Annotated in this window: 24 protein-coding genes; 12 read left to right on the forward strand and 12 right to left on the reverse strand. The window is 52.0% G+C overall.

The window, feature by feature from the left end; all coding sequences use genetic code 11:
* Positions 1–3 precede the first annotated feature (3 nt).
* From Dvar_RS25610 to moaA, 5 genes are all read left to right on the forward strand, one after another.
* Positions 4–1347, forward strand: coding sequence for a tetratricopeptide repeat protein (locus Dvar_RS25610; RefSeq protein ID WP_419655961.1), 1344 nt, complete (start codon positions 4–6; stop codon positions 1345–1347).
* A 203-nt stretch (positions 1348–1550) separates the two neighbouring features.
* Entirely contained in the window at positions 1551–1784 is a 234-nt protein-coding gene (locus tag Dvar_RS25615) for an FmdB family zinc ribbon protein (protein ID WP_419655962.1), read from the forward strand.
* A complete protein-coding gene (gene hemC, locus Dvar_RS25620; RefSeq protein WP_419655963.1) occupies positions 1784–2722 on the forward strand; it encodes a hydroxymethylbilane synthase in 939 nt (312 codons plus the stop codon). Before Dvar_RS25615 ends, hemC begins: the two co-directional genes overlap by 1 nt.
* Positions 2712–4247, forward strand: a complete 1536-nt coding sequence (gene cobA / locus Dvar_RS25625) for a uroporphyrinogen-III C-methyltransferase (RefSeq protein ID WP_419655964.1) — start codon at positions 2712–2714, stop codon at positions 4245–4247. Before hemC ends, cobA begins: the two co-directional genes overlap by 11 nt.
* A 34-nt stretch (positions 4248–4281) precedes the next feature.
* Positions 4282–5301 carry a GTP 3',8-cyclase MoaA gene (moaA, locus tag Dvar_RS25630; RefSeq protein WP_419655965.1) on the forward strand — a complete coding sequence of 340 codons (1020 nt, stop codon included), beginning with the start codon at positions 4282–4284 and terminating at the stop codon, positions 5299–5301.
* Between the two features lie 15 nt (positions 5302–5316).
* Here moaA and Dvar_RS25635 read toward each other — a convergent pair whose 3' ends face one another.
* Positions 5317–5787 (reverse strand): HAD family hydrolase, encoded by a 471-nt coding sequence (locus tag Dvar_RS25635; RefSeq protein WP_419655966.1) that lies wholly within the window; start codon positions 5785–5787, stop codon positions 5317–5319.
* A gap of 66 nt (positions 5788–5853) precedes the next feature.
* A complete protein-coding gene (locus Dvar_RS25640; RefSeq protein ID WP_419655967.1) occupies positions 5854–6120 on the reverse strand; it encodes a hypothetical protein in 267 nt (88 codons plus the stop codon).
* A gap of 187 nt (positions 6121–6307) precedes the next feature.
* On the opposite strand from Dvar_RS25640, the gene Dvar_RS25645 reads away from it, so the two are divergent.
* Positions 6308–6808, forward strand: coding sequence for a cyclic nucleotide-binding domain-containing protein (locus Dvar_RS25645; protein WP_419655968.1), 501 nt, complete (start codon positions 6308–6310; stop codon positions 6806–6808).
* A 78-nt stretch (positions 6809–6886) separates the two neighbouring features.
* Here Dvar_RS25645 and Dvar_RS25650 read toward each other — a convergent pair whose 3' ends face one another.
* The 4 genes from Dvar_RS25650 to Dvar_RS25665 all read right to left on the reverse strand — a co-directional run bounded on the left by Dvar_RS25650 (position 6887) and on the right by Dvar_RS25665 (position 11969).
* Positions 6887–7180 (reverse strand): hypothetical protein, encoded by a 294-nt coding sequence (locus tag Dvar_RS25650; RefSeq protein ID WP_419655969.1) that lies wholly within the window; start codon positions 7178–7180, stop codon positions 6887–6889.
* 106 nt (positions 7181–7286) lie between these two features.
* The gene (locus Dvar_RS25655; protein ID WP_419655970.1) at positions 7287–8492 is read right to left on the reverse strand and encodes a M24 family metallopeptidase; all 1206 of its coding nucleotides are present in this window, start codon (positions 8490–8492) and stop codon (positions 7287–7289) included.
* Positions 8493–8652: 160 nt separating this feature from the next.
* The gene (locus Dvar_RS25660) at positions 8653–9954 is read right to left on the reverse strand and encodes a pentapeptide repeat-containing protein (RefSeq protein ID WP_419655971.1); all 1302 of its coding nucleotides are present in this window, start codon (positions 9952–9954) and stop codon (positions 8653–8655) included.
* A gap of 71 nt (positions 9955–10025) precedes the next feature.
* The gene (locus Dvar_RS25665; RefSeq protein WP_419655972.1) at positions 10026–11969 is read right to left on the reverse strand and encodes a methyl-accepting chemotaxis protein; all 1944 of its coding nucleotides are present in this window, start codon (positions 11967–11969) and stop codon (positions 10026–10028) included.
* Positions 11970–12605: 636 nt separating this feature from the next.
* On the opposite strand from Dvar_RS25665, the gene Dvar_RS25670 reads away from it, so the two are divergent.
* Both Dvar_RS25670 and Dvar_RS25675 read left to right on the forward strand, forming a co-directional pair.
* Positions 12606–15710 carry an FAD-dependent oxidoreductase gene (locus Dvar_RS25670; protein ID WP_419655973.1) on the forward strand — a complete coding sequence of 1035 codons (3105 nt, stop codon included), beginning with the start codon at positions 12606–12608 and terminating at the stop codon, positions 15708–15710.
* 53 nt (positions 15711–15763) lie between these two features.
* Complete coding sequence (locus Dvar_RS25675; protein WP_419655974.1) at positions 15764–16531, forward strand: hydrogenase iron-sulfur subunit; 768 nt, start codon at positions 15764–15766, stop codon at positions 16529–16531.
* A 309-nt stretch (positions 16532–16840) separates the two neighbouring features.
* Here the strand turns inward: Dvar_RS25675 and Dvar_RS25680 are convergent, their stop codons facing one another.
* From Dvar_RS25680 to Dvar_RS25695, 4 genes are all read right to left on the reverse strand, one after another.
* Positions 16841–17362, reverse strand: a complete 522-nt coding sequence (locus Dvar_RS25680; protein ID WP_419655975.1) for a type 1 glutamine amidotransferase domain-containing protein — start codon at positions 17360–17362, stop codon at positions 16841–16843.
* Positions 17363–17462: 100 nt separating this feature from the next.
* Positions 17463–18380, reverse strand: coding sequence for a DUF2156 domain-containing protein (locus Dvar_RS25685; RefSeq protein ID WP_419655976.1), 918 nt, complete (start codon positions 18378–18380; stop codon positions 17463–17465).
* Positions 18377–18790 carry a GNAT family N-acetyltransferase gene (locus Dvar_RS25690; RefSeq protein ID WP_419655977.1) on the reverse strand — a complete coding sequence of 138 codons (414 nt, stop codon included), beginning with the start codon at positions 18788–18790 and terminating at the stop codon, positions 18377–18379. The genes Dvar_RS25685 and Dvar_RS25690 overlap by 4 nt, the downstream gene beginning before the upstream one ends.
* Positions 18791–18809: 19 nt before the next feature.
* A complete protein-coding gene (locus tag Dvar_RS25695; RefSeq protein WP_419655978.1) occupies positions 18810–19724 on the reverse strand; it encodes a diguanylate cyclase in 915 nt (304 codons plus the stop codon).
* A 165-nt stretch (positions 19725–19889) separates the two neighbouring features.
* Between Dvar_RS25695 and lepA the strand changes: the two genes are divergently transcribed.
* The 4 genes from lepA to Dvar_RS25715 all read left to right on the forward strand — a co-directional run bounded on the left by lepA (position 19890) and on the right by Dvar_RS25715 (position 24873).
* Positions 19890–21686 carry a translation elongation factor 4 gene (gene lepA / locus Dvar_RS25700; protein WP_419655979.1) on the forward strand — a complete coding sequence of 599 codons (1797 nt, stop codon included), beginning with the start codon at positions 19890–19892 and terminating at the stop codon, positions 21684–21686.
* 23 nt (positions 21687–21709) lie between these two features.
* Positions 21710–22996: a 3-isopropylmalate dehydratase large subunit gene (locus tag Dvar_RS25705; RefSeq protein ID WP_419655980.1), complete on the forward strand. Its 1287-nt coding sequence runs from the start codon at positions 21710–21712 to the stop codon at positions 22994–22996.
* A gap of 14 nt (positions 22997–23010) precedes the next feature.
* Positions 23011–23535 carry a 3-isopropylmalate dehydratase small subunit gene (locus tag Dvar_RS25710; RefSeq protein ID WP_419655981.1) on the forward strand — a complete coding sequence of 175 codons (525 nt, stop codon included), beginning with the start codon at positions 23011–23013 and terminating at the stop codon, positions 23533–23535.
* A gap of 159 nt (positions 23536–23694) precedes the next feature.
* Positions 23695–24873: a DUF4412 domain-containing protein gene (locus Dvar_RS25715; RefSeq protein ID WP_419655982.1), complete on the forward strand. Its 1179-nt coding sequence runs from the start codon at positions 23695–23697 to the stop codon at positions 24871–24873.
* A gap of 172 nt (positions 24874–25045) precedes the next feature.
* Here the strand turns inward: Dvar_RS25715 and Dvar_RS25720 are convergent, their stop codons facing one another.
* Together Dvar_RS25720 and Dvar_RS25725 are read right to left on the reverse strand one after the other, a co-directional pair.
* Entirely contained in the window at positions 25046–25249 is a 204-nt protein-coding gene (locus Dvar_RS25720; RefSeq protein ID WP_419655983.1) for a hypothetical protein, read from the reverse strand.
* A gap of 123 nt (positions 25250–25372) precedes the next feature.
* A complete protein-coding gene (locus Dvar_RS25725; protein ID WP_419655984.1) occupies positions 25373–25930 on the reverse strand; it encodes an RNA polymerase sigma factor in 558 nt (185 codons plus the stop codon).
* Between the last annotated feature and the right edge of the window lie 129 nt (positions 25931–26059).

The following is a 26059-nucleotide window of genomic DNA, read 5'->3' on the forward strand; positions in this document are numbered from 1 at the left end:
TCGATGGTGAAATTCGTTCCGGATTTGTTCCACAATCGAAGTGCAACCCGGGATTTTCTTGTCTCCCACACTGATGATATTATCCATGAAGGAGAGCCCGGGCCCCATCCTGCCGCACTGACGGCCGACCTTCCCGATCTTTTGGATCGTCAAGGCCTGGAAAAGGCCATCGAGACCCAAATGGCATCTGCAACCAGCCTGGGCGTGATCGCGATCCACATTGAACCGCCCCTGACGGAAAAATCTAGCTCGGAAGAATCAATAAATGATCAACAAGAAACAATGGTAGCCGATCCCATTGTTTCCATCGTCACCCACCCCAGCGCTGGCAAGGGTATCTGGGGGCGTATGGGGCCGGATCGTTTTGCCTGTGCAATGGCAGGCCTGAACGAAAAGGACGCGCAGGCGCTTGCCGAAACGTTACTGCAGTCGGGCAAAAAGACCGGCAACATCGATATCACCATCGGTATGTCCGTTTACCCGACGCTACATTACACCCGCCGCCAAACACTTGAAAATGCTGAGAAAGCCCTTGACCATAGCGCATTTTTCGGTCCCGGCACCATCACCCTTTTCGATGCGGTGAGCCTGAACATCAGCGGCGACCGCCGTTACCAGACAGGCGACATTGAAGGGGCCATCGATGAATTTAAAAACGGCCTGTTGATCGATCCGGCCAACGCCAACCTGCATAACAGCCTGGGCGTCTGTTATGGCGTTTTAGAAGACTATGACAGGGCCCTTGCCGCTTTTGAAAAAGCCCATGGGCTGTCCGAAGATGTCATGGCGATTTACAACAAAGGGTACATCCTGTTGCTCAAAGGGGAAAACGGTCAGGCCCTGACCTGTCTGTTGGAAGCCAATGCACGTGAGCCGGATGTTTTCGAGGTGGTCTTTCATATCGGCCAGATCTACATGGAAATGGATCAAGCCGGCAATGCCCGTCCGTTTCTGGAAGCCGCCAGTCGTGCCAATAACCGCTCAGGGGCAGCGTTTCGGAACCTTGGTACCTGTTTAGACAAATTGGGGTTGACCAAAGAGGCTATCCAGGCCTACAAGAGCGCCGTGAAAATAAACCCTGAGGATACGCTATCCCTGTCCACCCTGGGTCGGCTTTACACCAAACGGAAAGAAAGTCTGGATGTGGCCGTGGTGCTTTGCCAGCAAAGTGTCCGCCTGGACCCGGACAATGGACACTATCGGCACCGGTTGGGCGAAGCCTACCTGAGCCAGGGAAAGCTGGAAGACGCGTTGTCATCCTTTGAAGCCGCCGTTAAGTGCGGCCATGACAGCCATTCCCGGGTTGAGGAAACGCAAGACCGATTGTTGGCTGCCAAGGCGTCCTGAAAAAGGACCGTCCCCATCATCCGGTCAGCCACTTTGGCTGAGCGTTCCTGCCTGTGGCAAACCATATCCCAGAAGGTTGCTTTTTGCCTGTTGATGCTTAATGTAATACCTTTGGCAGAACGAGCTATCTTACCAAAGGGTGGCGGGCCATTTATGGTCTGAAAAAATTTGTGAATAACAACGAATAAGGAGCAAGAGCCCCCATGCCCATCTACGAATATCATTGTAACGGATGCGGTCACGATTTTGAATACCTGGTACTGGGGGGCAGTGAACCCCACCAGTGCCCCGCCTGCAAGGCCGATACGGTCTGCCGGCTCATGTCTACCTGCGGGTTTGTCAGCAAGGGTCAAGGGGGTGAAACGGTAGGAAAGTCCGCCGGCACATCATCCTGCGCGGGCTGCAGTGCCACCAGCTGTGCCGGATGCGGCAGCTGATGGCGACGAGCAAAATCACCATTGGCACGCGGGGGAGCCAACTGGCCCTCTGGCAGGCCAACTGGGTCAAAGACGCCATCACCCGGACGAATCCTGAATACACCGTTGATCTTGCCATCATCAAAACAAAGGGGGACAAAATTCTGGATGTTCCTCTGGCCAAGGTCGGCGGTAAGGGGCTTTTTGTCAAGGAAATCGAAGAGGCACTGCTGGATGGACGCATCGATATAGCGGTTCACAGCATGAAGGATATGCCTGCCGAAATTCCCGAGGGGCTTTGCATTGGCGCGGTGCCGGAGCGCGAGGAACCGCGTGATGTGCTGATCACAAAAAGTGGCCTGCCTTTCGAGAAGCTTGTGCACGGTGCCCGCATTGGCACCAGTAGTCTGCGCCGGTCGGCCCAGTTGCTGCATCACCGGTCGGACATTCAGATCGCTGCCTTACGGGGCAACCTGGATACCCGTTTAAAAAAACTGGAAACCGAACATCTGGATGCCATTGTGTTGGCAGCGGCCGGCGTACGCCGTCTGGGACTGGCCCATCGAATCACCCAGGTCCTTGATGAATCGCTCATGCTGCCCGCTGTGGGCCAGGGTGCGCTGTGTATTGAAATCCGGGAAAAAGACCCGCGTATTGGTGCGGTGATGGAAACACTCAACCATCTGGCCACCAGACAGGTCGTGATGGGTGAACGCGCCTTTCTCAACCGTTTGGAAGGGGGATGTCAGGTTCCCATCGCCGGTCACGGCCATCTTATTGATAGAAAAGAATTTTCGCTCACCGGATTGGTTTGTGACGTGGATGGGTCTCATCTGATCAAGGAAACACGCAGCGGTCCCGCCGATCAAAGCGAGGCCATCGGCCTGGAACTGGCCGATGCGCTTCTGGCCAGAGGTGCCGGCGATATATTGGAAAGATTAAATCAAAATGCACAATGACAAGCAGACAGGCACCGTATTTCTGGTGGGCGCCGGCCCTGGTGATCCGGATCTGATTACCGTCAAGGGGGTCGAATGCATTCAGCGCGCTGATGTGGTGGTTTACGACTACCTGGCATCCCCGGCCCTTTTATCCTATGCCGCAGCCGATGCCCAAGTGATCTATGTCGGTAAGAAAGGCGGGGATCACACGTTGCCCCAGGAGGGAATCAACGCGCTGATCGTTGAAAAAGCCAAGGCCGGTAAGATCGTGACCCGCCTGAAAGGCGGCGATCCCTTCATCTTCGGACGGGGCGGTGAAGAGGCCGAAGAGTTGGAGGCCGCCGGGATTCCTTTTGAAATCGTTCCGGGTGTGACCGCCGCGATTGGTGCCTCGGCGTTTGCAGGGATTCCCCTCACCCATCGGGACTATACGTCCAACGTGGCGTTTATCACCGGCCATGAAGACCCCACCAAACCCACATCCAGGATCGACTGGCAGGCACTTGCCACCGGCATCGGGACCCTGGTCTTTTTTATGGGGGTCAAAAATCTGCCTTCAATTGTGGACAACCTGATCACCCATGGCCGGCCGGCACAAACCCCCGTGGCCGTCATCCGCTGGGGGACCACACCGCGCCAGCGAACCGTCACCGCGACGCTTGCCACCATCGTGGACACGGTTCACAAAGCCGGTATCAAGGCACCGGCCCTCATCATTGTGGGCGATGTCGTGAGCTTACGCCAGCGCCTGCAGTGGTTTGAACGGCGGCCGCTATTGGGACGACGCATTGTCGTTACCCGTGCCCGCCAGCAGGCCAGTGATCTGGTCCGCAAACTGACCGAGGCCGGCGCCGAGTGTATCCAGTGCCCCACCATCAAAGTCGCGCCGCCTTCCGACTGGACGCCCCTGGACCAGGCCATAGAAACCCTGGACCAATACGCCTGGATCGTTTTTACCAGTGTCAACGGCGTGGATTACTTTTTCCAGCGCCTGTCTGACAAGGGGCTGGATGTGCGCGCCCTGGGACACGTCAAAACCGCGTCCATCGGTCCGGCTACAGCCGATCGTCTCAGGACCTGGGGCCTTTTCAGCGACATCATCCCCAAAAACTATCGGGCGGAATCCGTGGTGGAGGCGTTTGCCACCACACCAATCAAGGGACTCAAGGTTCTCTTACCCCGGGCCATGGAGGCCCGCAGCGTGCTTCCCGAGGAATTGACCCGCATGGGCGCTGCGGTCAACGAAGTCACCGCCTATGAGACCCACCAGGTGGCGGATGCCGCCCAGACACTGCTTAAGGACCTTGAGGCCGGAACCATCGACATGGTGACCTTTACCAGTTCTTCCACGGTAAAAAACTTTCATCGGCTGCTGCCCAAAGATCGTATCGATTCGTTGATGAAAGCCGTCACCGTGGCCAGTATCGGTCCGATCACCTCTCAAACCGCCCGGGACCTGGGGTTTAAGGTTGCCATTGAAGCACAGTCCTATACGATTCCGGGCCTGGTGCAGGCGATTGTCGAGCAGTCAGGCCAAGACTAACAACAGGATCAAGACTTACTAACGGACCCCAGCAATGGAAACATCAAAAAAAAATGAAATGATTAGCATTGGAGAACTGGTGGATCGGGAAAAACGCCATCTGAACTACTTGCGGATTTCCATCACCGACCGCTGCAACCTCAGATGCCTTTACTGTGCACCGGATGGCCGAATCCCGAAACTGAACCATAGAGAAATTCTCAGCCTTGAAGAAATCATGCGCATCGTGAATGTCGGCATCCATCTGGGCATCCGCAAAATACGGATTACCGGGGGCGAACCGTTGGTCAGACGGGGGGCGATCGACCTTCTGGGTCGCCTGGCCCGCATCCCCCAATTGAAGGATGTCTCACTGACCAGTAACGGGGTTCTTCTCGAGGCCAATGCTCAGCGCATTTTTGACGCCGGCATCAGACGCATCAATGTCAGCCTGGATTCACTCATCCGAGAAAAATTTGCCCACATTACCGGATACGACTACTTCGATCGTGTCTGGGCCGGCATCATGAAGGCATATGAAATCGGCTTTGCACCGATCAAAATCAATGCGGTAGCCATGCGGGGCATCAACGATGATGAAATTCTCGATCTTGCCAAACTGACATTTAAGTATCCGTTCCACATTCGTTTCATCGAATACATGCCCATCGGCAACAGCCGGTCCGATTCCACAAATCAGATTCTGACCCCTGAAATCCAGGAACGCGTCGCCACATTAGGCGAATTGATCCCCTTGGACAACGGCCAGATTGACGGACCGGCCAGACGCTATCGAATTACCGGTGCAAAAGGCGAGGTCGGCTTTATCAGCGCGTTGAGCCATCATTTCTGCGCCACCTGCAATCGCCTGCGGCTGACCGCCGACGGCAGACTGCGCCCGTGTCTGCTTTCCGACCAATACATCCCCATGAAAGAGACAATCAGGGGGGATGGTTCGGATGAGCAACTGGCTCAATGCTTCCGTAACGCGGTCAAACAGAAGGCCGCCAAGCACCAGTTGAGTCTCAACGGGGCAGCGGCAGTAAAGGACCAGATGCAGGGGATCGGCGGATAGTGCCTTTGCCTTGCGTCAGGCCCTGAGGGTCGCGGTCAGACGCAGCGGATTCATCAGCAGCTCAAGCGCGTGAACGATATCCGTGCAGACAACATCAGCCGCATTCAAGCTTACCGTTGATGCCCCTTCCGCCAAGATGACGGCAATCCCCAATCGGGAAGCGGAAAGCATCAGGGCATCGTTACGCCCGTTGCCGATGCTGACGGTTTGATCGGCTCCCAGGCGTTCGATGAAATCCGCCTTGGCTTGATCCTGATGGCCTTTTTCCAGAATGGTCATTTTGCAATTCACGCCTAAAAGCCCCTTGGCCGCCAGCCCAAACGTATCGGCAGTGATCACATGAACGCTTAAATTGTCGGCCAGACGATTGAGCGCCTCCTTGACGTCTGGCTGCAGCATGCCATCCACAGCCAACGTGCCATTATAATCGAGGACCAAATGGTTGAGCGTCAGGGGCCCGAACCCTGGAATGGGAATGGATATCAACTGTTCCTCCTTTCTTGTCAGCGATTGAGTGAAATACCGGTTCATCATTCCGTCTCTGCGGTCCGATCAATCGGAATGGATGATCCGTCCTCCTGCAACTGTTAGTTGGTTCAAAGAAACACCGGCGATTACCATCATCGCCCCCACCAGCAGCGCGGGCGTCAATGATTCGCCAAGGATCACATGCGCCAGTAAAATAGCACTGATGGGCACAAAATTACGGAAAAAGGCTGCAGAAAATGGCGTAACGCTGCCGGCCAGCATCCTGCCGGAGATGAACGTGCCCCCCCAGAACATGGCCGTCAGCAAGCGTTTTAAATAGGTCTGCAGCATGGATTTCGAATTAATTCAATGCGGATTTTATTATTTATATCCACCCTCAAGTCCTTGGCATTGATGCCGATAGAAAGGGTACCGGAAAAATTGTTGTAGCCCTTTTTCATTTAATTCACCAGAATTTTGTTCCCCCACCATGGTTTAACGTTTGCCAAGGTGGGACCGGAGGAGCTCAGGATAATTTATGTTGGAAAATGAATCGGCGTCGGAAGGCTCTAATAACGTAGATGATATTGTTGACTTTATTATCAATTTACCCCTGTTCGAATTCCTGGAAACAGATGAATTGCACGTGGTGGCAGCAAAGATGCATTTTCTTGAGCTTGATTCCGGAGAAATACTTTTTGAGGAATGGGACAAAGCGGATTTTGTCTGTTTTGTTGAGCACGGTGAATTGGACGTAACCAAAAAAACAGGTCCCAACAGCCGCGATGTGAATGCCACGTTGCGGCGTGGGCGTTCCATTGGCGAAATGTCGATTATCAACAATTTTCCGCGATCGTCTACGGTGATTGCCCGAACAAAGGTCAGATTAGCGGTTTTTCCAAGCCAGGCCTTCGAGGAAATCATGGAAACGCAGGTTCAAATCGGCATCAAAATTTTAAAAGGCCTGGCCAATCTGCTCAGCATTAATCTGAAAAAGGTGTCCAGCCGGCTCGTTGATAATATGCTTCCCCTGGGATAAAAAGAGCTTTGATAACCAGTGACAGCACAAGTCGTTGGTTCAAGATGCGTACTGGTTTAAGATCGATATTCAACCGGTTCATTGTTCCGAGGCCCGTTCCGCTTTTTCCTCCAGTTCCCACAGCTCGTTTTCGTTTACAATTCCTTTTTCGACCATGATATCACCGATACCGGCCCACCGCAGCTCATCCTCCTTTAAAATGGTCTCGGCACGCTTATTGTCCATGCTGTAAAATGTGTATTTCAGGGTCAGCTCCGCTTTGGGAAGCAGGGAAATCGTTTTGTTGTAGTATATGAAATGGTTGCTGAGGATAAAATATCCAAGCGCAATAAAAATAGCGGTCCAGATGTATTTTTTTATCTGTGTCCACATAAATCATCCTCCTTGGAATCCTGACGTATTGCCCATCCATTGCAGTTAGCCTGTTTCCGAGCAGATACAATCAGGATATATTGATATCATAAAACAATCAAATAGCTCAAAAATGGTCACAAAAAAAAATCATTCCAGGAACCGTGCTGATCATGCGGTACCCGGTTTCGGTGACCAAAAAAACGTCTTCAACCCCGGCACAAAACGCGTTTTCAAAAACCAGCTTGGGCTCCAAGGCCAGGGTCATCCCCGGCATCAGTCGCGTCTGGTGTCCTTTGGCGATAAATGGCGGTTCAACCAATTCGAGCCCCACCCCATGTCCAACAAATGACACTTTATTACCATAAGGGCCAAGGTATTGTTCATCAACGCCCAGCGATGCGGCGCGGTCAACGGAAATATCAAACAATTCACCGACACTCACTCCGGGTTTAACGTTCTCAAGAACCGTGTCGTGGATATCCATCGCGGCATGGCAGGCTTTCAATGCGGGTTCAGGCATGCTGCCAATGGCAAACATTCTGGTTTCATCCAAATGATAGCCGTTCATGACCGAGGAGAAGTCGATCATGATCGGCTCATCTTTTTCGATCAATTTATTGCCTGCACCACAAGGAAAGGCCGCAGACGTGCCATCCCCGCTGGCCGGAGCATCCAACAGCCCCACCCGTCCACCACTGCGACCGGACAACAGGTGCCAGGTGTACCCCTCGGTCAGAAAATTTCTGATCCGCAGCATGGCCCCATGCCCGTGTTTGCGCGCAAAGGCCTCGAACATTCCGCTAAACTCAATTTCACTGAAACCCGGACGAATGGCGGTCTGCATATATTCAAACGTTTTCTTTGAAAGGATGGCGGTTTTTTGCATCTGTTCAATTTCCCAAACGGATTTGCGCATCCTTGTTTTCAGAATAAGCGGTGCCGCGTCTACAAATTCCACGCCGTCAAACAGATTTTTGAGTTTAAGAAAATATGCAACCGGCAGAACATCAAACTCAAGGCCGATAAGCCGTGGCTGTCTTTCATAGAACGCTGCAATCTTCTCGGGGATCTCTTTTATGGAACGAATGGGAACAATATTTTCTACGGTAGACTCTGCTTGAGCTCTGGGCAGATATTTTTTTATGAGCAGAAGTGGCGCACCATCCGCGGGGATATACATAAACCCGTTCTGGGCCGTTCCCGAGAAATAAAAAAGATCGACGCGCTGGATGATCAACAAGCCATCAATGCCCTGTGCCTGAAGCAGTGTTTGGATTCTCGCTGTTCGCTCGTTGATTTCGCTGGCAGGTACACAAAAGGGTTCTTGCATGGTATTCAGTATCCTCCTGATCTGATATCGAAAAGGTCAATTACGGCAGATTTGATGGAGGATATCGCAAAAATAAACATCGGTTTCAAGGCCCAAGCACGCTCGCGCTTCAATAAACAGGCGCTAAAGAAGCAGACGCCAACCTTGCGTCGGCATATAGTCAAAGGCCAACGGCGGTGTTCATGTTTTTGGATTTATCCAGATTCATGGCATCTTCAAGATTTGCATGGGTCAGGTTGGCACCATCCAGATCTGCATTCCTGAAATTCGCTCTTTTAAGAATGGCCTTTGTAAAATTGGTCTTTTTCAGCAAGGCGTTGGAAAAGTCTGCATCAACTAAATTGACGTTGGAAAAATCCGATTCGGTCAAATCGCAAGAGGAGAAATTGGCGCTATAGAGAATGACTTTGTTAAATTTGATATGGGATAAGTTCGTTCCGGAAAAATCGATGTTGTTCATATCGACTTTTTCCAGAGTCGCCGCTTGCATGTTGATCCCCTTTAAATCGCAGCCAACCATATTCACGTTTCTAAGTGTTGATCCGCTGAGATTGGCATTGTTGAATGAGGCGCTTGATATTTTTGCGTCTTCAATCCATGCATCGGTCAAATCAGCACCGGTCAGATCGGTTTTTACGAGAATGGTCCGGGTCAATCTTGCCTTCTCGAGCACGGCATGGGATAAATTGGCATAGGACAAATTTGTTCTATTGAGCTTACAACCGGTAAGGTTGGCATGTTGCATACTGAACTCGCTCAGATACATGCCACTGAAATCAACACCACTCAGATTAACATGATTGAAGTCGACATTTTTAAACGCTGCATTCTTGAATGTGCCATGGGACAGATTCGAATGTTCTACCAATGAATTGACAAATCTGGCTTTGCTAAAGTCGCAATTGGACAAATTGCAATGGACCATGAATGTATTTTCAAAGGATGCACCGCTGAAATCTCTGTTCGCTATATCAAGCCCACTCAGATTTTTACGATCAAAATTCTTTGTTGTTTTAAGAATGACGTCAACGCTGTTGATGTCCAGCGGGGTAGCGTTGATGCGTGGACTTAAAAGCCCTTTCTTTTTATACAATGCGGCCCACGTGAACGCTTCTATCGTCAATTCCACCGAATCATGAACCGTTTCACCGCTATGGTCCTTAACCGTCGCCGTAATCGTATGTTGTCCAACGGATAGGTTAGCGTAAACAAAGCTGGGGTCATGTCCGATTTCTCCGTCCAATGAGGAAGCCCAGACAATCGGCCGATTAACCAGCTCACCGTATTCGTTAATCGCCTCAAATTTTATATCTCCACCATCATAGCTTGACTCCCTATTTAACGGTTGAGAAATGATGACACTGATCGGCCTATTGTCATCGACTTGCTCACTTTCCTCATCGTCTCCAATAAGTCCACAGCCAGCAAATAAAAGAACCACCCCCATAGCAGCAAAAAGCATCAGCCCTTTCCGCCGACATGAAGGCTGGTGCATCCGGCTATTCATCCTCATATGTGTATACCTCCTATATTTTAAACCGCACCAATTTTAAAACGTCCAACGAGCGTATTGAGTTGTTCAGCCATTTGAGACAACATCGTTGCATTGCTTATGATACTGCGGCTGTTTTCGGTCATCTCTGTGGCTTCTGAACTGACCTCGCTGATATTTTTGGAGATGTCCGTGGATACCACCGAACTTTGAGCAACGTTCTGAGTTACCTCCTGAATCCCCTGGGAGGCCTCGGCCACATTACTGGCGATTTCTTGAGTCGACGTCGATTGTTCCACGGTATCTTGGGCAATCTGGGCCACAATCTGGTTGACATCGTTAATGACGTTCATAATCGTGTCAATTTCCGTGACCGTTTTATCCGTCGAGGATTGAATGCCATCAATCTTATCACGGATATCTCCAGTAGCTTTGGCGGTTTGTGCGGCCAGTTCCTTGATTTCATTGGCCACCACGGCAAATCCCTTGCCCGCCTCTCCGGCACGGGCAGCCTCGATCGTGGCATTCAAGGCCAATAAATTGGTCTGTTCGCTGATTTCGGTAATCACCTCGGTAACCTTGGAAATATCCACGGCGGCGCGTCCCAATTCACTGACCTGATCCACCGTTGTTTTCCCGCTATGCACCGCCCGCTGGGTAATATCCTGGGCCTTGTCCGATCTCTTGGCGATTTCACCGATTCGACCGGTCATGCTCTCAGTGGCCGAAGCGACCATGTTAATATTAATGGAGGCCTGCTCACAGGCTGCTGCCACAGACGTCATATTCGCACTCATCTTTTCCGTTGCCGTGGCAACGCCATTGGATTTGTAAGACATCTGTTCGATTCCGCTGGACATTTGCTGGGCGATACGAGAAAAATCGGCGCTGGATGCCCCAAGCTTTTGGGCATTTTCACTAATTTGAGCAATCAACCCGCCCATATTATCAATGAACACGTTAAACCAGTGTGCCAAATGACCGATCTCATCCTTGCTCTGGATGTCCAATCTCACCGTCAAATCCCCTTCCCCTTCGGCAATATCCTTTAAACTGGCAGCAACCCGCTTTATCGGTCCGACAATCACCCGTGTGGATAATACGGCGGAAACGACACCGAGCAGCACGGCCGCAATCACCGAACCGATAATGATGGTCATGGAAAAGTTTTTGATCTGCTGCATTTCTCTCAGCGCTCTGGCTCTAACGGCATTCAGCCCCGCCCACAAGGTGTTTTGTATGGATGTCATCCGCGATTGATCGGCGGTTTGCCGGGTAAACGCATCGTTGTATTGGGTTAGCTTCCCATCGAGGGTTTCAAAGGTTGTGAGCATCTCTTTGCCAATGGGCGATAGGGTGTCACTGTTGATGACCTGTTCATTCCAGTCAATGATGGCCTTACGCGCCGCATTGCGAGCCGGGGTGATCTCATTCCAGCGCGTGGTTGTATTGCGCTCGAGATACCCTTCGACATCAGCCCTGAAAATGCCATAGGTCAAAATGATCTCATCGACTAGAAACTCACCTTTTTCATACAATTCTTTTATTTTTTCGAAACCCGCCATGATTTGCGGGACAGCATCCGTCTTGTCTTTTTCTGCTGCGGCAATCCTGTCAAACGCTTTCGAATACGCCTCAAGTTCTGACTCAACGCTGTTGAGCTGTTCTTGAACTTGACCGGAAAGGTCGTCTCGGGCTTGCATATCTGCCAGTGCCTGGCGGCACGTTTCGAGTGTTTCCAATACGTGTTTGTGAGCCTCGGCCTGCTTTTGGCGGCCTTCTTGATAGCTGTTTAAAAAGAACTGGTCCACGTGTGTCTGGGCATTGGCAAACAGGCTCATCACTGAGTTGGCATCCTGGTTCAACGCCGATTTGGCCAACACATTTCCAAGTGCCACGTAGCCGACAATCCCCACCACAACCGTCAAAATCAGCACCACCAGAAAACCCAGACCGATTTTCACTCCCAAACTATAGTTTTTCATGGTCTCATCCCTTTTCAAACCGATTGCTAAGATTGTTTTCAAATGACTTTCAATTGAAATTGACAACAAAGAACCAATGCTCACCAGTGTATTCTCTCTTATCCAACCTAGAAAAAATTTGGCATGGCATAAGAATAGTATCGGTTGGTCTTTGAAAACGTTTACCAAAATCATTCCCATCCAATATCACTGGCCTGCGGGACAATGACATTTTATTTGACTTTTTTTTGATGCTTGGTTAATGTAGCTGCAATCAAGCTATATTAAAGCTACAAACTTTCATATTTTTCCAACAATGATGACGACTACACGATTCCATCACATCGGTTTTACCTGAGGGAGCTGAGTTTAAGCTTGTCCGTGCTGACACGCTCCGAAAACGTGTTCATCCAGAACCTTGATGAATACGAATAATCCGATGGTGATGGGCCCGCTTTTCACTTTTTCATTATCGGTCCCCCCACCAGTGTTTCAATCGAGCCATAGCTATTGTTGTCGATGTCTTTTGCGATACGGTGTCTGCCGCCATAAGGCGTTGTGTTCGTCACTGGCAAAAGGCATTTTGAGCGTCTCCCCGAATGGTAAGGCATTAAGGGGGAGTAAAGGGACCCACTTTAATGAAAAGGACGAAGCAACGTGGAAAACAAATGCCTTGAAACAGCTTTTTCTGACACCTTCGCCAATCGTGGATTTGGCGATGTATTGATTGTGGGCGCCGGGATCAGCGGCATCCAGGCCGCTTTAGATCTGGCCACAGCAGGTTTCCGGATCTATCTGGTCGAAAAAAGACCCACCATTGGCGGTAAAATGGCGCAGCTGGACAAAACATTTCCCACCAACGACTGCTCCATGTGTATTGAATCACCAAAATTTTTGGAGTGCAAAAGACATCCCAACATAGAAATTCTAACCATGACCGAGGTCGAAAAGGTCAAGGGTGAGGCAGGCGATTTTACCGTCACCCTGGTAAAACAACCGCGCTATATTATCGAGGATAATTGTACCGGTTGTACCAGTTGCGCGGAGTATTGCCCGGTTTCCGTGCCGGACCCGTTCAATCAGAACATCTCGGAAAACAAAGCCGTGCACATGTACTTTGCCCAGGCGATCCCTTTGGTGCCTTACGTCCACGAGCAGTGTATTTTCCTGGACGGTCAAAAATGCACCATCTGCCAGGGGATCTGTAAAAACAACGCCATTGATTTCAACCAGACGGCCGAAACCCTGACGCTCAATGTCGGGGCCATCATCCTGGCGCCCGGCATCGAGCCCTATGACCCAAGCGTGAAAAACGATTATGGTTACGGGAAATATGCCAACGTGGTCACCAGCCTGGACTACGAACGCCTGCTGTGCGCCACCGGTCCGTATGAAGGAGAGATCCTTCGCAGCTCGGATAAAAAACATCCCCGTAATATCGCCTGGATTCATTGCGTGGGGTCCCGCCGGGTGACCGAGGGCGATAACAGCTATTGCTCGGCGGTGTGTTGCACCTACACCCAAAAACAGGTGATTTTGACCAAGGACCATGACGCCGATGCCCGGTGCACCATCTTCCACAACGACATCCGATCCTACAGCAAAGGATTCGAACGCTTTTACCAGCGAGCAGAAGCGCTTCCCGGCATTCGATTCATCAGAAGTTATGTTTCCATCGGTAGAGAAATCCCGGAAAACAAAAACGTGACCCTGCGCTATGCAACGGCCGAGGATGGGGTCAAGGAGGAAGAATTCGACATGGTGGTCCTGTCCGTGGGATTGACCCCACCAGCCGAATTCAAAGCGCTGTCCGACAAGTTCGGCATTGCGCTCAATACTCACGGTTTTTGCCAAACCCGTCCCACCCACCCCATCGAGACGACCCGACCGGGTATTTTTCTGAGCGGTGCCTTCCAGGGCCCCATGGATATTCCCGAAGCGGTTTTCACCGCTAGCGCCGCCGGTTCCAAGTGTGGTGAAATTCTCACCAAAAGACGGGGCAGACTTTCCCAGGCACGGGTGTACCCACCGGAAAAAGATGTCTCCCAGGAAGCCCCCAGAGTTGGCGTATTTGTTTGTCACTGCGGCGCCAATATCGGCCGCGTGGTGGACGTGCCCTCCACGGTCGATTACGCCCTGAGCCTGCCCGGCGTTGTCCATGCCCAGGAACAACTCTTTTCGTGTGCCACCAATTCCGCCAAGGAAATCACGGACATGATCAAAGAGAAAGGGCTCAACCGGGTGGTCGTGGCCGCCTGTACGCCCAGGACCCATGAACCGGTGTTTCGGGACACGCTTCGGGAAGGCGGAATCAATCAGTACTACTACGAAATGGCCAATATCCGGGAGCATTGCTCTTGGGTGCATTCCAAGGAAAAGGAAGAAGCCACCCAAAAAGCCAAGGACCTGATTCGCATGTCCGTGGCCCGAACGCATCTTCTGGAACCGCTGGACGAATTTGATCTGCCGGTCAACAAAACGGCCGTGGTGGTCGGTGGCGGCATATCCGGGATGACCAGCGCCTTGAGTCTGGCTAAGCAGGGGTTCGACGTGCATTTGCTCGAAAAAGACAAAGACCTGGGCGGCATGGCCCGCCGGCTCCACAGCACCCTGGACGGCATGGATGTGCAGGGCTATCTGAAAGATACGATAAAAAGCGTCTACCAGCATCCGCAGGTGCATGTCTCCCATGAGGCAACCATCACCGATGTTGCCGGATATGTGGGCAATTTTACGACAACCGTGAAAACCGAAGGCCAAGTCAAGGTGATCCGGCACGGCGCGGCCGTCCTGGCCACCGGCGCCGCCGAATACAAACCGACCGAATACCTGTACGGCCAGGATGATCGGGTATTGACCCAGCTGGAACTGGAAGGCTGCATCCACGATGGAGACGACCGACTGACCACTGCCCAGGCCCTGGTCATGATCCAGTGTGTGGGCTGTCGGAACGAAGAGAGAGATTACTGTTCACGCATCTGCTGCACCCATGCGATTAAAAACGCGCTTTCATTGAAGGCGGTCAATCCCGACCTTGACATCTACATCCTGTACCGCGATATGCGCACCTATGGGTTTAACGAAGATCGATATCGGGAGGCATCGGACAAGGGAGTGATGTTCATCCGCTATGAACCGGAAAACGCCCCCCAAGTGGAAACCGCCCAGGCCGAGGACGGCCGGCCAGTACTCCGGGTCGTGGTACCGGATCCCATCCTGGGCCAGCGACTGGAACTTGACGCCGATGTGTTGACCCTTAGCGCAGCTATCATCCCCACCGAAGAGACCCAGTTGCTGTGCAAACAGTTCAAGGTTGCCCTGAGCCCGGAAGGATTCTTCCAAGAAGCCCATGTCAAGCTAAGGCCCGTGGATTTCGCCGCTGAAGGCGTGTTTCTATGCGGGACGGCCCACTATCCCAAGCATATCACCGAGTCCATCAGCCAGGCGTACGGTGCGGCCGGCCGGGCCGCGGTGCTGCTTTCTCAGGATACGGTCACGGCGTCCGGCTCGGTTTGTACCGTTGACGAAAGCAAGTGCATCTCCTGCGGGGCCTGTATCACGGCTTGCAGCTACGGAGCCATTGAATTTGCCCAAACCCCTCAAGGCAGAAAAGCCAGGGTGATTCCCGTGCTTTGCAAGGGAGACGGCCTGTGCAACTCCAAATGCCCCACGGACGCGATTCAACTCAAACACTACACGGATGAGGAAATTCTACATCAACTGGATGCGGCATTCCCGGAACTGTTGGCAGCGGCGCAGTAGCCGATTTCTGAATATCAGAATGAAATATTCTACAAAAGCATAAGGAGAAGAAAATGGGCGCAGGCGGCTCTTTTAGACCTAAAATCATCGGTTTTTTGTGCAATTGGTGCTGCTATGGCGGTGCAGATTTGTGTGGGGTGTCGCGTTTTCAGTACCCCCCGTATTTGAGAGTGATCCGGGTGATGTGCTCCGGCAGGGTCGATCTTAAATTCGTTCTCAAAGCCTTTCTGAACGGTGCCGACGGCGTGTTTGTCGGTGGCTGCCACCTCAATGACTGCCATTACAATCCCGAAGGCAACTATGATGCGCTGATCATGTCCAAGATTTGCGCCAAGATCCTGTCGCGGGTGGGCATCAACACCGACCGGTTCAGGTTGGAGTGGGTCTCGGCTGGCGAAGGCATCCGTTTTGCCGAGATTATGAATGCCTTCAGCAAAAGGGTAAAGGAATTGGGCCCCTTGGGATCCAGTGAAGGCCTTGCCAAAGAGGACCTGACGTTTCATCTGGACGCCGCCTTGAAGCTGGTGCCCTACATCAAACTGGTGGAACGAGAACGGCTGCGGCTACCGGTCAGATCGGAATCCGGGGTTGAAGCATTCCTCGACAGCGGTGACTTGGATGCCATTTTTGAGCAGACCATCGGCGAGAAACTGGCCATGAGCCAGATTTTATCACTCCTTCACCAAAATCCCATGTCCACCGCAGAAATTGCCGAGACATTGGGACTCAACCCCTCCGATATTTCAAGACACATCAACAATTCGACCAAGCACGGATTCGTTCGTTATGATGTTCAGCAGAATTGTTATGCGATTGCTTGAGAGGTTGGTTAGTTTGTTGGGTTAGTTAGTTGGTTGGTTGGTTAGTTGGGTTTGTTGAGTTTGTTGGGTTTGTTGAGTTGGAGCTATCAAAAAGACAGCATTCCACCAGCCCTTCAACCTTCAACCTTCAACCTTCAACCTTCAACCTTCTACCTTCTACCTTAACAGTCATACAACAGTGGATCTCTGATCACCAATCAAGGAAGTACGGTCTTCCATAATGCGTGAGAGCGTGGGGCGTTTTTTTGCCCTTTCGCTCTCACCCGCGTTTTGTCCCCTTTAATCGATCAGCTACCAGCCATGAACTGATCAACTCTCCAACGCTTTGATAATCGCCCGCATGAACGCCGGCAGGTCATCGGGCGTTCGGCTGGTAATCAGCGGGCCATCCACCACAACGTCCTGATCCACCCAGTTGCCACCGGCATTGACCAGATCGTCCTTGATGGAATAATACGACGTGACCTGTCGACCGCGGACGATATCGGCTGAGACCAGCATCCATCCGGCATGACAAATAGCGGCCACCGGTTTGCCGGCCTCGGCAAAGGCTTTGACCAGACCGACCATGGGCGGGTGGCGGCGCATGTGATCCGGTGCATAGCCGCCGGGGATTACCACCCCGTCAAAATCGGAGACCTTGATTTTCTCCGCCGACGTATCCACATCCACCGGCATCCCGATTTTACTTTTATAGGTTTTGGCACTGCCCGAGCCCACCACGGTAACCTTTGCACCGGCCTCCTTGAGCCGGTAGTATGGATACCAGAACTCCAGTTCGTTATAGAGCGTCTCCACCAAAACAGCGATTTTTTTACCGTTAAGTTGCATGTCCTCACCTCTCATGCTTGTCGATGGTCACGGCCTAAAAACTCCGGAAAGCTCCAGTTAACATCTGTTCCAGCCTACTGGAGAACCGCGTAAAAGAAAACTAATCGTTAAGGATCAGTCTGACGGAATGCACCATCTTCTCAGGGTAATAGGATTTTTTGGCCTTGGTCAGCCCCGGGATCCCCATATCACTTTCCTTGTTCAGATAGGTATACCCGTTGAACAGCATCCGCGCACAGGCATTGTCAAAATACTGATAGAGCCCTTTAATGCTGCCAAGCGCTTTTTCATATTGTAAGGTCGCCATATCCGCCGTCAAGGGCGCGGAAATGCCAAAGGCACACACCTTACCGTCAATACGCAGCAGAATTCCTTTCAAATCAAACGCATCATAATGGACAAGAGTATTGATGGCCGCCTGTTTTTCACAGGCCAGATCAAACTGATCGTCGGCATCGCAATCCCTTTCTTGACACCACTCTTCGAGGAAGACCATACAGGCCTCGGCGTTATCGGCGGCAATGGGTTCGATGGACACCCGTTCGGTGCCATCGTATTCACGCCGGAATTGGTTGATCAGGTTGCGTTTTTTGGAATAGCGGTTGCCCTTGAGTTCGGCCAGATCCTGGGCACGGTAAACATAGTCATCATACGCCGCATGGTGTTTGATCGTAAAATAGCGCTCGACCAGCGCCTGACCGAAATGGTCGATATAATCCTGGGGAACAAACCAATACTGGCGGTGCTCGGCCAGCCTGGCTACGTCAACCAGTTCTTCGGGAGAAAACATCCGCTCTGGAGAAATGGGCAACAGCAAGTGCCGGTTTTGCTTCTCCTCCGTAAATTCGGCAGCAACAATGAATGCGTCTTCGTACTCAGCGCCATAGGGTTTGTATTCGTTATTGCTCCAGGCAATAATCGACGCAAGGGAGTAAGCGCATAGTTCGTAACGTTGGTTTTCAAAATAGTGGCGGTATTTGGCATAGTCCGGCGGTGTCAACTGTGAAAAATTCATCATTTTGTCTTTAGCATGGGCACGGAATCGGCCATGGGGGAAAATCCCAATGGCTGATAAAATGGATGCGTTTTCCTTTCTGCAATCAATCCGATCCAGCCGATACCATCGGCTTCCAGGCGCGTTACCAGTTCGGTGACGATTCGAGAGCCGATGCCCTGTCCCCTGAACGCAGGGTCCACGGTGACGTCCTGAATATAGGCATCGCTGATCCGGTCACTGATGGCACGGCCCATACCGACGATGGTCTGGCCGTTACGGGCAACCAAAAAACAGTGACTGCCCCGGACAATGCCGGCAACAGCCTCTGGATTGTCGGCCGGGTCCGTCCACCACCGGGCAAGCCGGTAAAGATCGGTCAGCCGGGCAATCTCAGTCTGGGTCGGGGTTAAAAGAAATTGATAATCGATCATAAAAATGGTTAGCTATAGGTTACGTGGCAGGGTTGGCAAAAATACAGGAAACCTTGTTGCGTCCGTTTTGTTTTGACTGATACATGGCCTGATCAGCGCGTTGGACAAAACTGGAAATCGGCTCTTCATGACAATATTGGGTGACACCAATGCTGATGGTAATGCGATTTTCAGCGGTATCATTATCGGCGAAATCCTCGGCGGCCACGGCAGCCCGCAGGCGTTCGGCAACGGTTTTGGCTTCTTCACCCGGGGTGCCAGGCAAAACAATGGTAAACTCTTCACCGCCATAGCGATAGGCCGTATCCATTTTGCGCAGGCAGCTTTTGATAATGCGACCGATACGAACAAGGATCTTATCACCTTCCAGATGCCCGAAGGTATCGTTGTAGGCCTTGAAATGGTCGATGTCCAATAGCAGCAGGCTCAGTTGGTGGCCGTAGCGATTGAAGCGTTCGATCTCTCCCTTGATTTGGCTGTAGAAGTACCGGGAGTTGTATAGCTGGGTAAGGCCGTCGGTAATGGACAGTTTCTTGAGCTCTTCCAGCATCTGAAGCCGTTCCTGGTTCAACCGACGCTCTTTGAGCACCCGTTTGAGGCGCAGGTGCAGTTCTTCCAGGCGTACCGGCTTGAAAACAAAGTCACTGGCCCCTTTGCTGATTGCCTCAGCGTAGGAATACTCGGTGCTGTAAGCGGTCATGACAATGACATCGATATCATAAGTGCGCTTGATTCGATCCGTCAATTCAAGGCCATCCATTCCGGGGAGCATGATATCGCTAATGACCACTTCAACCGGCGTATCGGTGAGCACGCCCAACGCTTCTTCGGCACTGGCCGCCACGCACACGTCATAACCGGCCATTTGGATAAATTCATGCACCGTATCCCGAATGGGAAGGTCATCTTCAACGATAAGAATTTTTAGCGCCATAGGCTTTGTTTCATCTTAAGATCCAATCGCTTGCGGATACCGGTTGACATGTCCGAAAACGATCTGATATTAAAAAAGATTTTTATAAAACAATTGATTATAACCACGCTAAAATCCGGTGTCAACTAACAGATATCAACCGGTTTTTTGTAAAGCTTCAATAATATGAAAAACATACGCAACTTCAGCATAATCGCTCACATTGATCATGGCAAGTCCACCTTGTCGGACAGATTGATCCAAAACAGCAAAATTATTTCCGACCGGGATTTCAAGGATCAAATTCTGGACACCATGGACATCGAACGGGAACGCGGCATTACCATCAAGAGCCAGACCGTGTGCCTGCCGTATAAGGCCAAGGATGGCAAGACTTACATTTTAAACCTGATCGATACGCCGGGCCATGTGGATTTTACCTATGAGGTGTCCCGGGCCCTGGCCTCCTGCGAAGGCGCCCTGCTGCTCATCGACGCCAGCCAGGGGGTGGAGGCACAGACCCTGGCCAACCTTTACCTGGCCCTGGAACATAATCTGGAAATCATTCCGGTGATCAACAAGATCGACCTGCCCTCGGCAGACATCGAGCGGGTCAAAAGCCAGATTGAGGATGACCTGGGCCTGGATCCGGAATCGGCCATTTTAACCTCGGCCAAGGAAGGCCTGGGGATCGAAGACATCCTGGAGGCCGTCATCGATCACCTGCCGCCGCCCACGGGTGATTCCGATGCGCCGTTACAGGCCCTGATTTTTGATTCCCACTATGATCCGTTCAGGGGCACCGTTGTGCATTTTCGCATCATGGAAGGCACCATCCGTCCCGGGGACCGGATCCGCTTCCTATCCAATGACGCCACGTACAAGGTGGAAGAAGTGGGCCTGTTTCAGATCGTTCGCGTCCCGCAAAAACAGCTGAGCGCCGGTCAGGTGGGCTATATGATTGCCGGTATCAAAACGGTCAGCGACACCCGCTGCGGTGACACCGTCACCCACCACCGTGCCCCCTGTGATCAGCCGCTGCCTGGTTTCAAGGAAGCCAAGCCAGTGGTATTTTCCTCGATTTATCCGGTGGCCTCCGATGGATATGAAGATCTGACCGTGGCCATGGAAAAGCTCAAACTCAACGATGCCTCCCTGATCTATGAAAAGGACAGCAGTGCGGCCTTAGGGTTTGGGTTCCGCTGTGGGTTCCTGGGCCTGTTGCACCTGGAAGTCGTTCAGGAGCGCCTGGAACGGGAATATGACCTGTCCCTGATTCTTACCGCACCGTCGGTACGCTACCGCCTGATGATGAACGATGGAGAGGAACTGGTCATCGACAACCCGGCCCTTTATCCGGATCCGACCACCATCGAGTATGCCATGGAGCCTTTTATCAAGGCGTCGATCATCGTGCCGGACCGCTACATGGGCGCGGTGATGAAACTGTGTCTGGAGCGCCGGGGCATCAACAAGAATTACCAGTACCTGACCAACAATAGGCTGGAAATGATTTTCGAGCTGCCCCTGGCGGAAGTGATCTACGATTTTTACGACAAGCTCAAATCCATTACCCAGGGGTATGGGTCCTTTGATTACGAGCTGATCGAATATCGCCAGACGAATCTGGTCAAGCTGGATTTTCTGATCAACGGTGAACGGGTGGATGCGCTCTCCATGCTCACCCACAGTGACAATGCCGTCTCCCGGGCACGGGTGGCCTGTGACAAGCTCAAAGATGAAATTCCTCGCCAGATGTTCAAGATCGCCATTCAAGGTGCCATCGGCGGCAAGATCATCTCCCGGTCGACCGTCTCGGCATTTCGCAAGGACGTGACCGCCAAGTGTTACGGCGGCGACATCACCCGCAAACGCAAGCTACTGGAAAAGCAGAAAAAAGGCAAAAAGCGAATGAAAATGGTCGGTCAGGTGATGCTGCCCCAGTCAGCATTTCTGGCCGTGCTGAAAACGGATACGGATTAGAAACTGCACAAAAAAGGAAAATCATGGGAAGAACCATTGCACAGAAAATATTCGACGACCATCGTGTCGGCACACCGGATGCGGATATTCATGTGATCCGTCTGGACGCCGTCTTCTGTCATGAAATCACCACCCCGCCGGCCATCGTGGACCTTGAAGCACGAGGTAAGGACCGGGTCTTCGATGCGGACCGGATCAAAGTGGTCATCGATCATGTCTCGCCGGCCAAGGACTCCAAAACCGCTTTACAGGGCAAAATCCTGCGTGAATGGACCCGGCGCCACGCCATCAAGGATTTCTTCGATATCGGCGCCAATGGTGTCTGCCATGCTCTGTTTCCTGAACAAGGGTTCGTCCGCCCCGGATACACCGTCATCATGGGCGATTCGCACACCTGCACCCATGGAGCCTTTGGCGCCTTTGCCGCCGGTGTGGGCACCACGGACCTGGAGGTGGGCATTCTCAAAGGCGTGTGCGCCTTCAAAACCCCGGAAACCATTCGCATCAATATTACCGGTGCGCTTCCCGAGGGCGTCTTTGCCAAGGACGTGATCCTGTCGGTGATCGGCCGCATCGGCGTGGACGGTGCCACCAACAAGGTCATTGAATTTGCCGGGCCGGTGGTATCGGCCATGGATATGGAGTCGCGCATGACCCTTTGCAACATGGCCATTGAAGCCGGCGGGACCTGCGGCATCTGTGAACCCGACCGCGTGACGGTGGATTACCTGTGGCCGTTTATCAAGGATGAATACGACACGCCAGAAGCGGCGCTGACGGCGTTTGCCAGCTATCTGCCCGATGCCGATGCTGATTATGCACAAACGATCGATTACGATGTCTCCAGTCTGACGCCCATGGTGACCTTCGGCTACAAGCCGGACAATGTTAAACCCGTGGCCGAGATGGCCGGCACCCCGGTCAATCAGGTGTATATCGGTTCCTGCACCAACGGCCGGATCAGCGACCTGCGCATCGCCGCCAAGGTGCTTGAGGGGAAAAAGATCAGTGACTCGGTTCGGGCCATTGTTTCTCCGGCTACGCCAACGGTGTACCGTCAGGCCCTGGACGAGGGACTGATCAAGATCTTCATGGATGCGGGGGTTTGTGTCACCAACCCCACCTGCGGCGCCTGCCTGGGCATGAGCAACGGCGTGCTGGCCGATGGTGAGGTCTGCGGCGCCACCACCAACCGCAATTTCAATGGTCGCATGGGCAAGGGCGGCATGGTGCACCTGATGAGCCCGGCCACCGCCGCCGCCACCGCCATTGCCGGCAGTATCGCCAATTCGCCGATTTTCAACGGATAGAACAGGAGCCGAACATGAAAAATTTTAGCGGAAAGGTCCTTTTCCTGGACCGCTCTGATATCAATACCGATGAAATTATTCCCGCCAAATATCTTACGGAAATTTCCCGTGAGGCTTTAGCCCCCAACCTGCTGGAAGATCTGAAGCTGGATGGATTCGATCCGTCCCGGGATATCGCCGGCAAATCGGTGGTTCTCACCCGGGCCAATTTCGGTTGCGGCTCTTCCCGGGAACATGCCCCCTGGGCCCTGGAGGTCAACGGCATCAACCTGGTGGTCGGAGAAAGCTTTGCCCGTATCTTTCGCCAGAATATGTTCAACTGCGGCATGATGGCCGTGGAACTGCCGGAAGGCACCATCGATGGCCTGTTCAGCACCTTTGCCGGGCGTGAAACCGTGGCAACAACCGACTTTGATGCGCGGACGATCACGTTCTCAGCGGACGGAACGTCTGAAACCATCAGCTTCTCCATCTCCGGTTTCGATGCCGAACTGGTCACTGCCGGCGGCTGGGTTGATTATGCGGATGCCAATTATTGATGCTTGCCTGCGCCCTTAGTGCCGGTTTGCAAACGGTGGATTGGACAATCGAGAAAGCAACCGTATGGGCACGCGTCAGCGACAATGGTCAGTTATCCTTTTTTGCACCGATGGGTTTACATTCGTTGATCTCATTTTTTTTTTAAGGAGAAGAAGACGATGAGCACTCGATTCAGGTTAAAAAAGCGCATGATTCCCGTAATTTTCACCATACTGGTTATAAACCTGACATCCTCGCCGGCCCAGGCCCTGGTTCACGGCAAGGTCAAACACTTTTCGGCGGACAATGTATCTTTGGACCCGGCTGGCAAGGTTGTTTCGACCTCCAAAATCTACGTATCAGGCGATGCCATGAGAATTGACGGATTGCCTGGTGCCGGTAAAAACGGCGGCCCGATTCCCAGCATTTCCATGCTGGTATTCAAAAAACAGGACAAAATGGTTGTCTACAATCATGATAAAAAGCTGGTTTATGAGGGGCCGGTAGAAGAAAAAAACATTGGTTCCGGCTACAAAGCCCTGGATAATATTGAGTCTGAAAAAGTGCTGGGCGAAGAAAAAGTATCCGGCTACCTGTGCGTGAAAAAAGAAGTTGTCATGTCTGTGGACGCTGCGGGATATACATTCAAGGATAAAATGGTTGTCTGGGAAAGCAATCAATTCGATTTCCCGCTACGGACATTGGCCGGTGATGGGTCCATGAGTGAGATAAGAAACATCGAGGAAAGCACGCCGCCCAAAAAACTGTTTCGCCTAATCCCCGGTTATAAGAAAGTGGACAACCTGATGGCAGCCATGGGCATGGATATTGGTGCGATGATGGCCCGGCATAATGCTCAAAAAGGAGAGAAAACGAATGCTCAGGGATCTGGCCGGGATGCCATCAAAAGCACGGATGTCAATCAGATGATGGAGAGCATGAACCAGGCCATGGGAGATAACATGGATCCCGAGCAAAAAAAGCAGTTGATGCAGATGATGGCCCAGGCCATGAACGATGCCCAGCAAACCAAGGAAGGCCCCGGCGCTGCAGATGATTTATGGCAGATCATCCCCAAACGTCCCGGTGACAAAATCAGTGCGGAATTAAAGACCCGGAGCTTGCTAAACGTCACCATGGGAAGCAAAGACGCGTTAGCGGATGTGTTCAGTTTCTATAAAACCAAACTGATCGCAAAAGGCTGGAAAGACAATGGCATGTTTCTGCAAAACGGCGAAGGGTTCCTGCACATGTTAAAAGACGATTATATCTTGACCATTTCTTCATCGGAAGAACCGGGAACAAACGGTAATTTTACCCAGTTCTACACCATCCAGCTTCGGGGGCCGGATATTTAAACCGCGTCAGACGTCTTCCTTGTACCGCCGGCAAACTCGGCAATCGCCCAGTCGAGTTAAAAGGTCCGCTCCGGCAATAAACTCGAAAACGACTCGAGAACATCGCATCTTTTCATATGCGGTTTTATCTTGAGTCGTTTTCCATTATCACCGCAAGGTTTTGGGCTACGGGTCAGGAGCCCTGCCTTTTCCAGTTGTCCGCCAAAACGCGATACTTATCCTCACGAAGTATCTCCTTGATCATTTCTGACCTATCATTGGGGTACGGGGCGTTCGGAAATGATTTGAAAAGAACCGTGACTTTACTCAATTCGTCCAGTTCCCGCAGACAATCCTTTAGCGTTTCGTTTGACTCGACCCTGAAGGCGCTGGTCATGAATACCGGTTGATCCTGTAATATCCATCTATTTTGCAGATGATTGGCCAATACGCCAGAACAGGAACATCGGTTGGCACGATCAAAGAGGCCACAATGGTTTGTTAAAAATGTCATCAGATGTCAACGCGCCCTGGAAATGCGTTTGCGAAACGCCGCAGGGCTGATCTCAAGAATACAGGCACCTTCCCGGCTGGATATATCCATCACAACGCCCAGTATAAATGCCAGTCGATGGGGCCTGTCCATTACCGTCAATAACGCCTGGGTGCATCTGAGGCGAGCTTCGATTTCAAGCATTTTGGAAGGTGCGGCCGGCGGGTTGGCCAACCAGCCCCTTGCCGCTGCCTGATCCACGAGCCCGACGGCCTTCTCCCAGCTGATCTCAAAGCGCTCCATCCTGCTCTTTCGGATCGTTTTCAGGTGGTTCGCAGCAATCCGATAAACCCATGCCTGAAACCCGCCCTCAAAACGAAACGTTTTCAAATGGGTGATGACTTTTATCAAAATCTCCTGGGTGGCGTCCTCTGCATCTTCCGGGTGGGAAAGCATGCGCAGGGCCAGCCCATAGATCCTGTCTTGAAATAGCAGCACGATTTCCTCAACAGCGCGGCTGGATCCCGCTAACGCCTCATTGACCAACGCTGTTATGGGCTTCTGATGTTTTAGATTTTCTTTCATTTTTCCGGTTCATGTATTTTCATAATTTATCAATTTATTGACGGTTCCGTAAAAAGTCGAAAATACCCATTTGGCGTCATTCCGGCGCAGACCGGAATCCAGTAACTTCAATAGGTTGTGGATACCGGA

Source organism: Desulfosarcina variabilis str. Montpellier, from assembly GCF_048565275.1.
GTDB classification, from domain to species: Bacteria; Desulfobacterota; Desulfobacteria; order Desulfobacterales; family Desulfosarcinaceae; genus Desulfosarcina; species Desulfosarcina variabilis.

Coding starts and splice junctions, on each gene's coding strand:
- Dvar_RS25610 (WP_419655961.1), top strand. CDS start 4: ATGGTGAAATTCGTTCCGGATTTGTTCCACAATCGAAGTGCAACCCGG.
- Dvar_RS25615 (WP_419655962.1), top strand. CDS start 1,551: ATGCCCATCTACGAATATCATTGTAACGGATGCGGTCACGATTTTGAA.
- hemC (WP_419655963.1), top strand. CDS start 1,784: ATGGCGACGAGCAAAATCACCATTGGCACGCGGGGGAGCCAACTGGCC.
- cobA (WP_419655964.1), top strand. CDS start 2,712: ATGCACAATGACAAGCAGACAGGCACCGTATTTCTGGTGGGCGCCGGC.
- moaA (WP_419655965.1), top strand. CDS start 4,282: ATGGAAACATCAAAAAAAAATGAAATGATTAGCATTGGAGAACTGGTG.
- Dvar_RS25640 (WP_419655967.1), bottom strand. CDS start 6,120: ATGCTGCAGACCTATTTAAAACGCTTGCTGACGGCCATGTTCTGGGGG.
- Dvar_RS25645 (WP_419655968.1), top strand. CDS start 6,308: ATGTTGGAAAATGAATCGGCGTCGGAAGGCTCTAATAACGTAGATGAT.
- Dvar_RS25650 (WP_419655969.1), bottom strand. CDS start 7,180: ATGTGGACACAGATAAAAAAATACATCTGGACCGCTATTTTTATTGCG.
- Dvar_RS25655 (WP_419655970.1), bottom strand. CDS start 8,492: ATGCAAGAACCCTTTTGTGTACCTGCCAGCGAAATCAACGAGCGAACA.
- Dvar_RS25660 (WP_419655971.1), bottom strand. CDS start 9,954: ATGCTTTTTGCTGCTATGGGGGTGGTTCTTTTATTTGCTGGCTGTGGA.
- Dvar_RS25665 (WP_419655972.1), bottom strand. CDS start 11,969: ATGAAAAACTATAGTTTGGGAGTGAAAATCGGTCTGGGTTTTCTGGTG.
- Dvar_RS25675 (WP_419655974.1), top strand. CDS start 15,764: ATGGGCGCAGGCGGCTCTTTTAGACCTAAAATCATCGGTTTTTTGTGC.
- Dvar_RS25680 (WP_419655975.1), bottom strand. CDS start 17,362: ATGCAACTTAACGGTAAAAAAATCGCTGTTTTGGTGGAGACGCTCTAT.
- Dvar_RS25685 (WP_419655976.1), bottom strand. CDS start 18,380: ATGATGAATTTTTCACAGTTGACACCGCCGGACTATGCCAAATACCGC.
- Dvar_RS25690 (WP_419655977.1), bottom strand. CDS start 18,790: ATGATCGATTATCAATTTCTTTTAACCCCGACCCAGACTGAGATTGCC.
- Dvar_RS25695 (WP_419655978.1), bottom strand. CDS start 19,724: ATGGCGCTAAAAATTCTTATCGTTGAAGATGACCTTCCCATTCGGGAT.
- lepA (WP_419655979.1), top strand. CDS start 19,890: ATGAAAAACATACGCAACTTCAGCATAATCGCTCACATTGATCATGGC.
- Dvar_RS25705 (WP_419655980.1), top strand. CDS start 21,710: ATGGGAAGAACCATTGCACAGAAAATATTCGACGACCATCGTGTCGGC.
- Dvar_RS25710 (WP_419655981.1), top strand. CDS start 23,011: ATGAAAAATTTTAGCGGAAAGGTCCTTTTCCTGGACCGCTCTGATATC.
- Dvar_RS25715 (WP_419655982.1), top strand. CDS start 23,695: ATGAGCACTCGATTCAGGTTAAAAAAGCGCATGATTCCCGTAATTTTC.
- Dvar_RS25720 (WP_419655983.1), bottom strand. CDS start 25,249: ATGACCAGCGCCTTCAGGGTCGAGTCAAACGAAACGCTAAAGGATTGT.
- Dvar_RS25725 (WP_419655984.1), bottom strand. CDS start 25,930: ATGAAAGAAAATCTAAAACATCAGAAGCCCATAACAGCGTTGGTCAAT.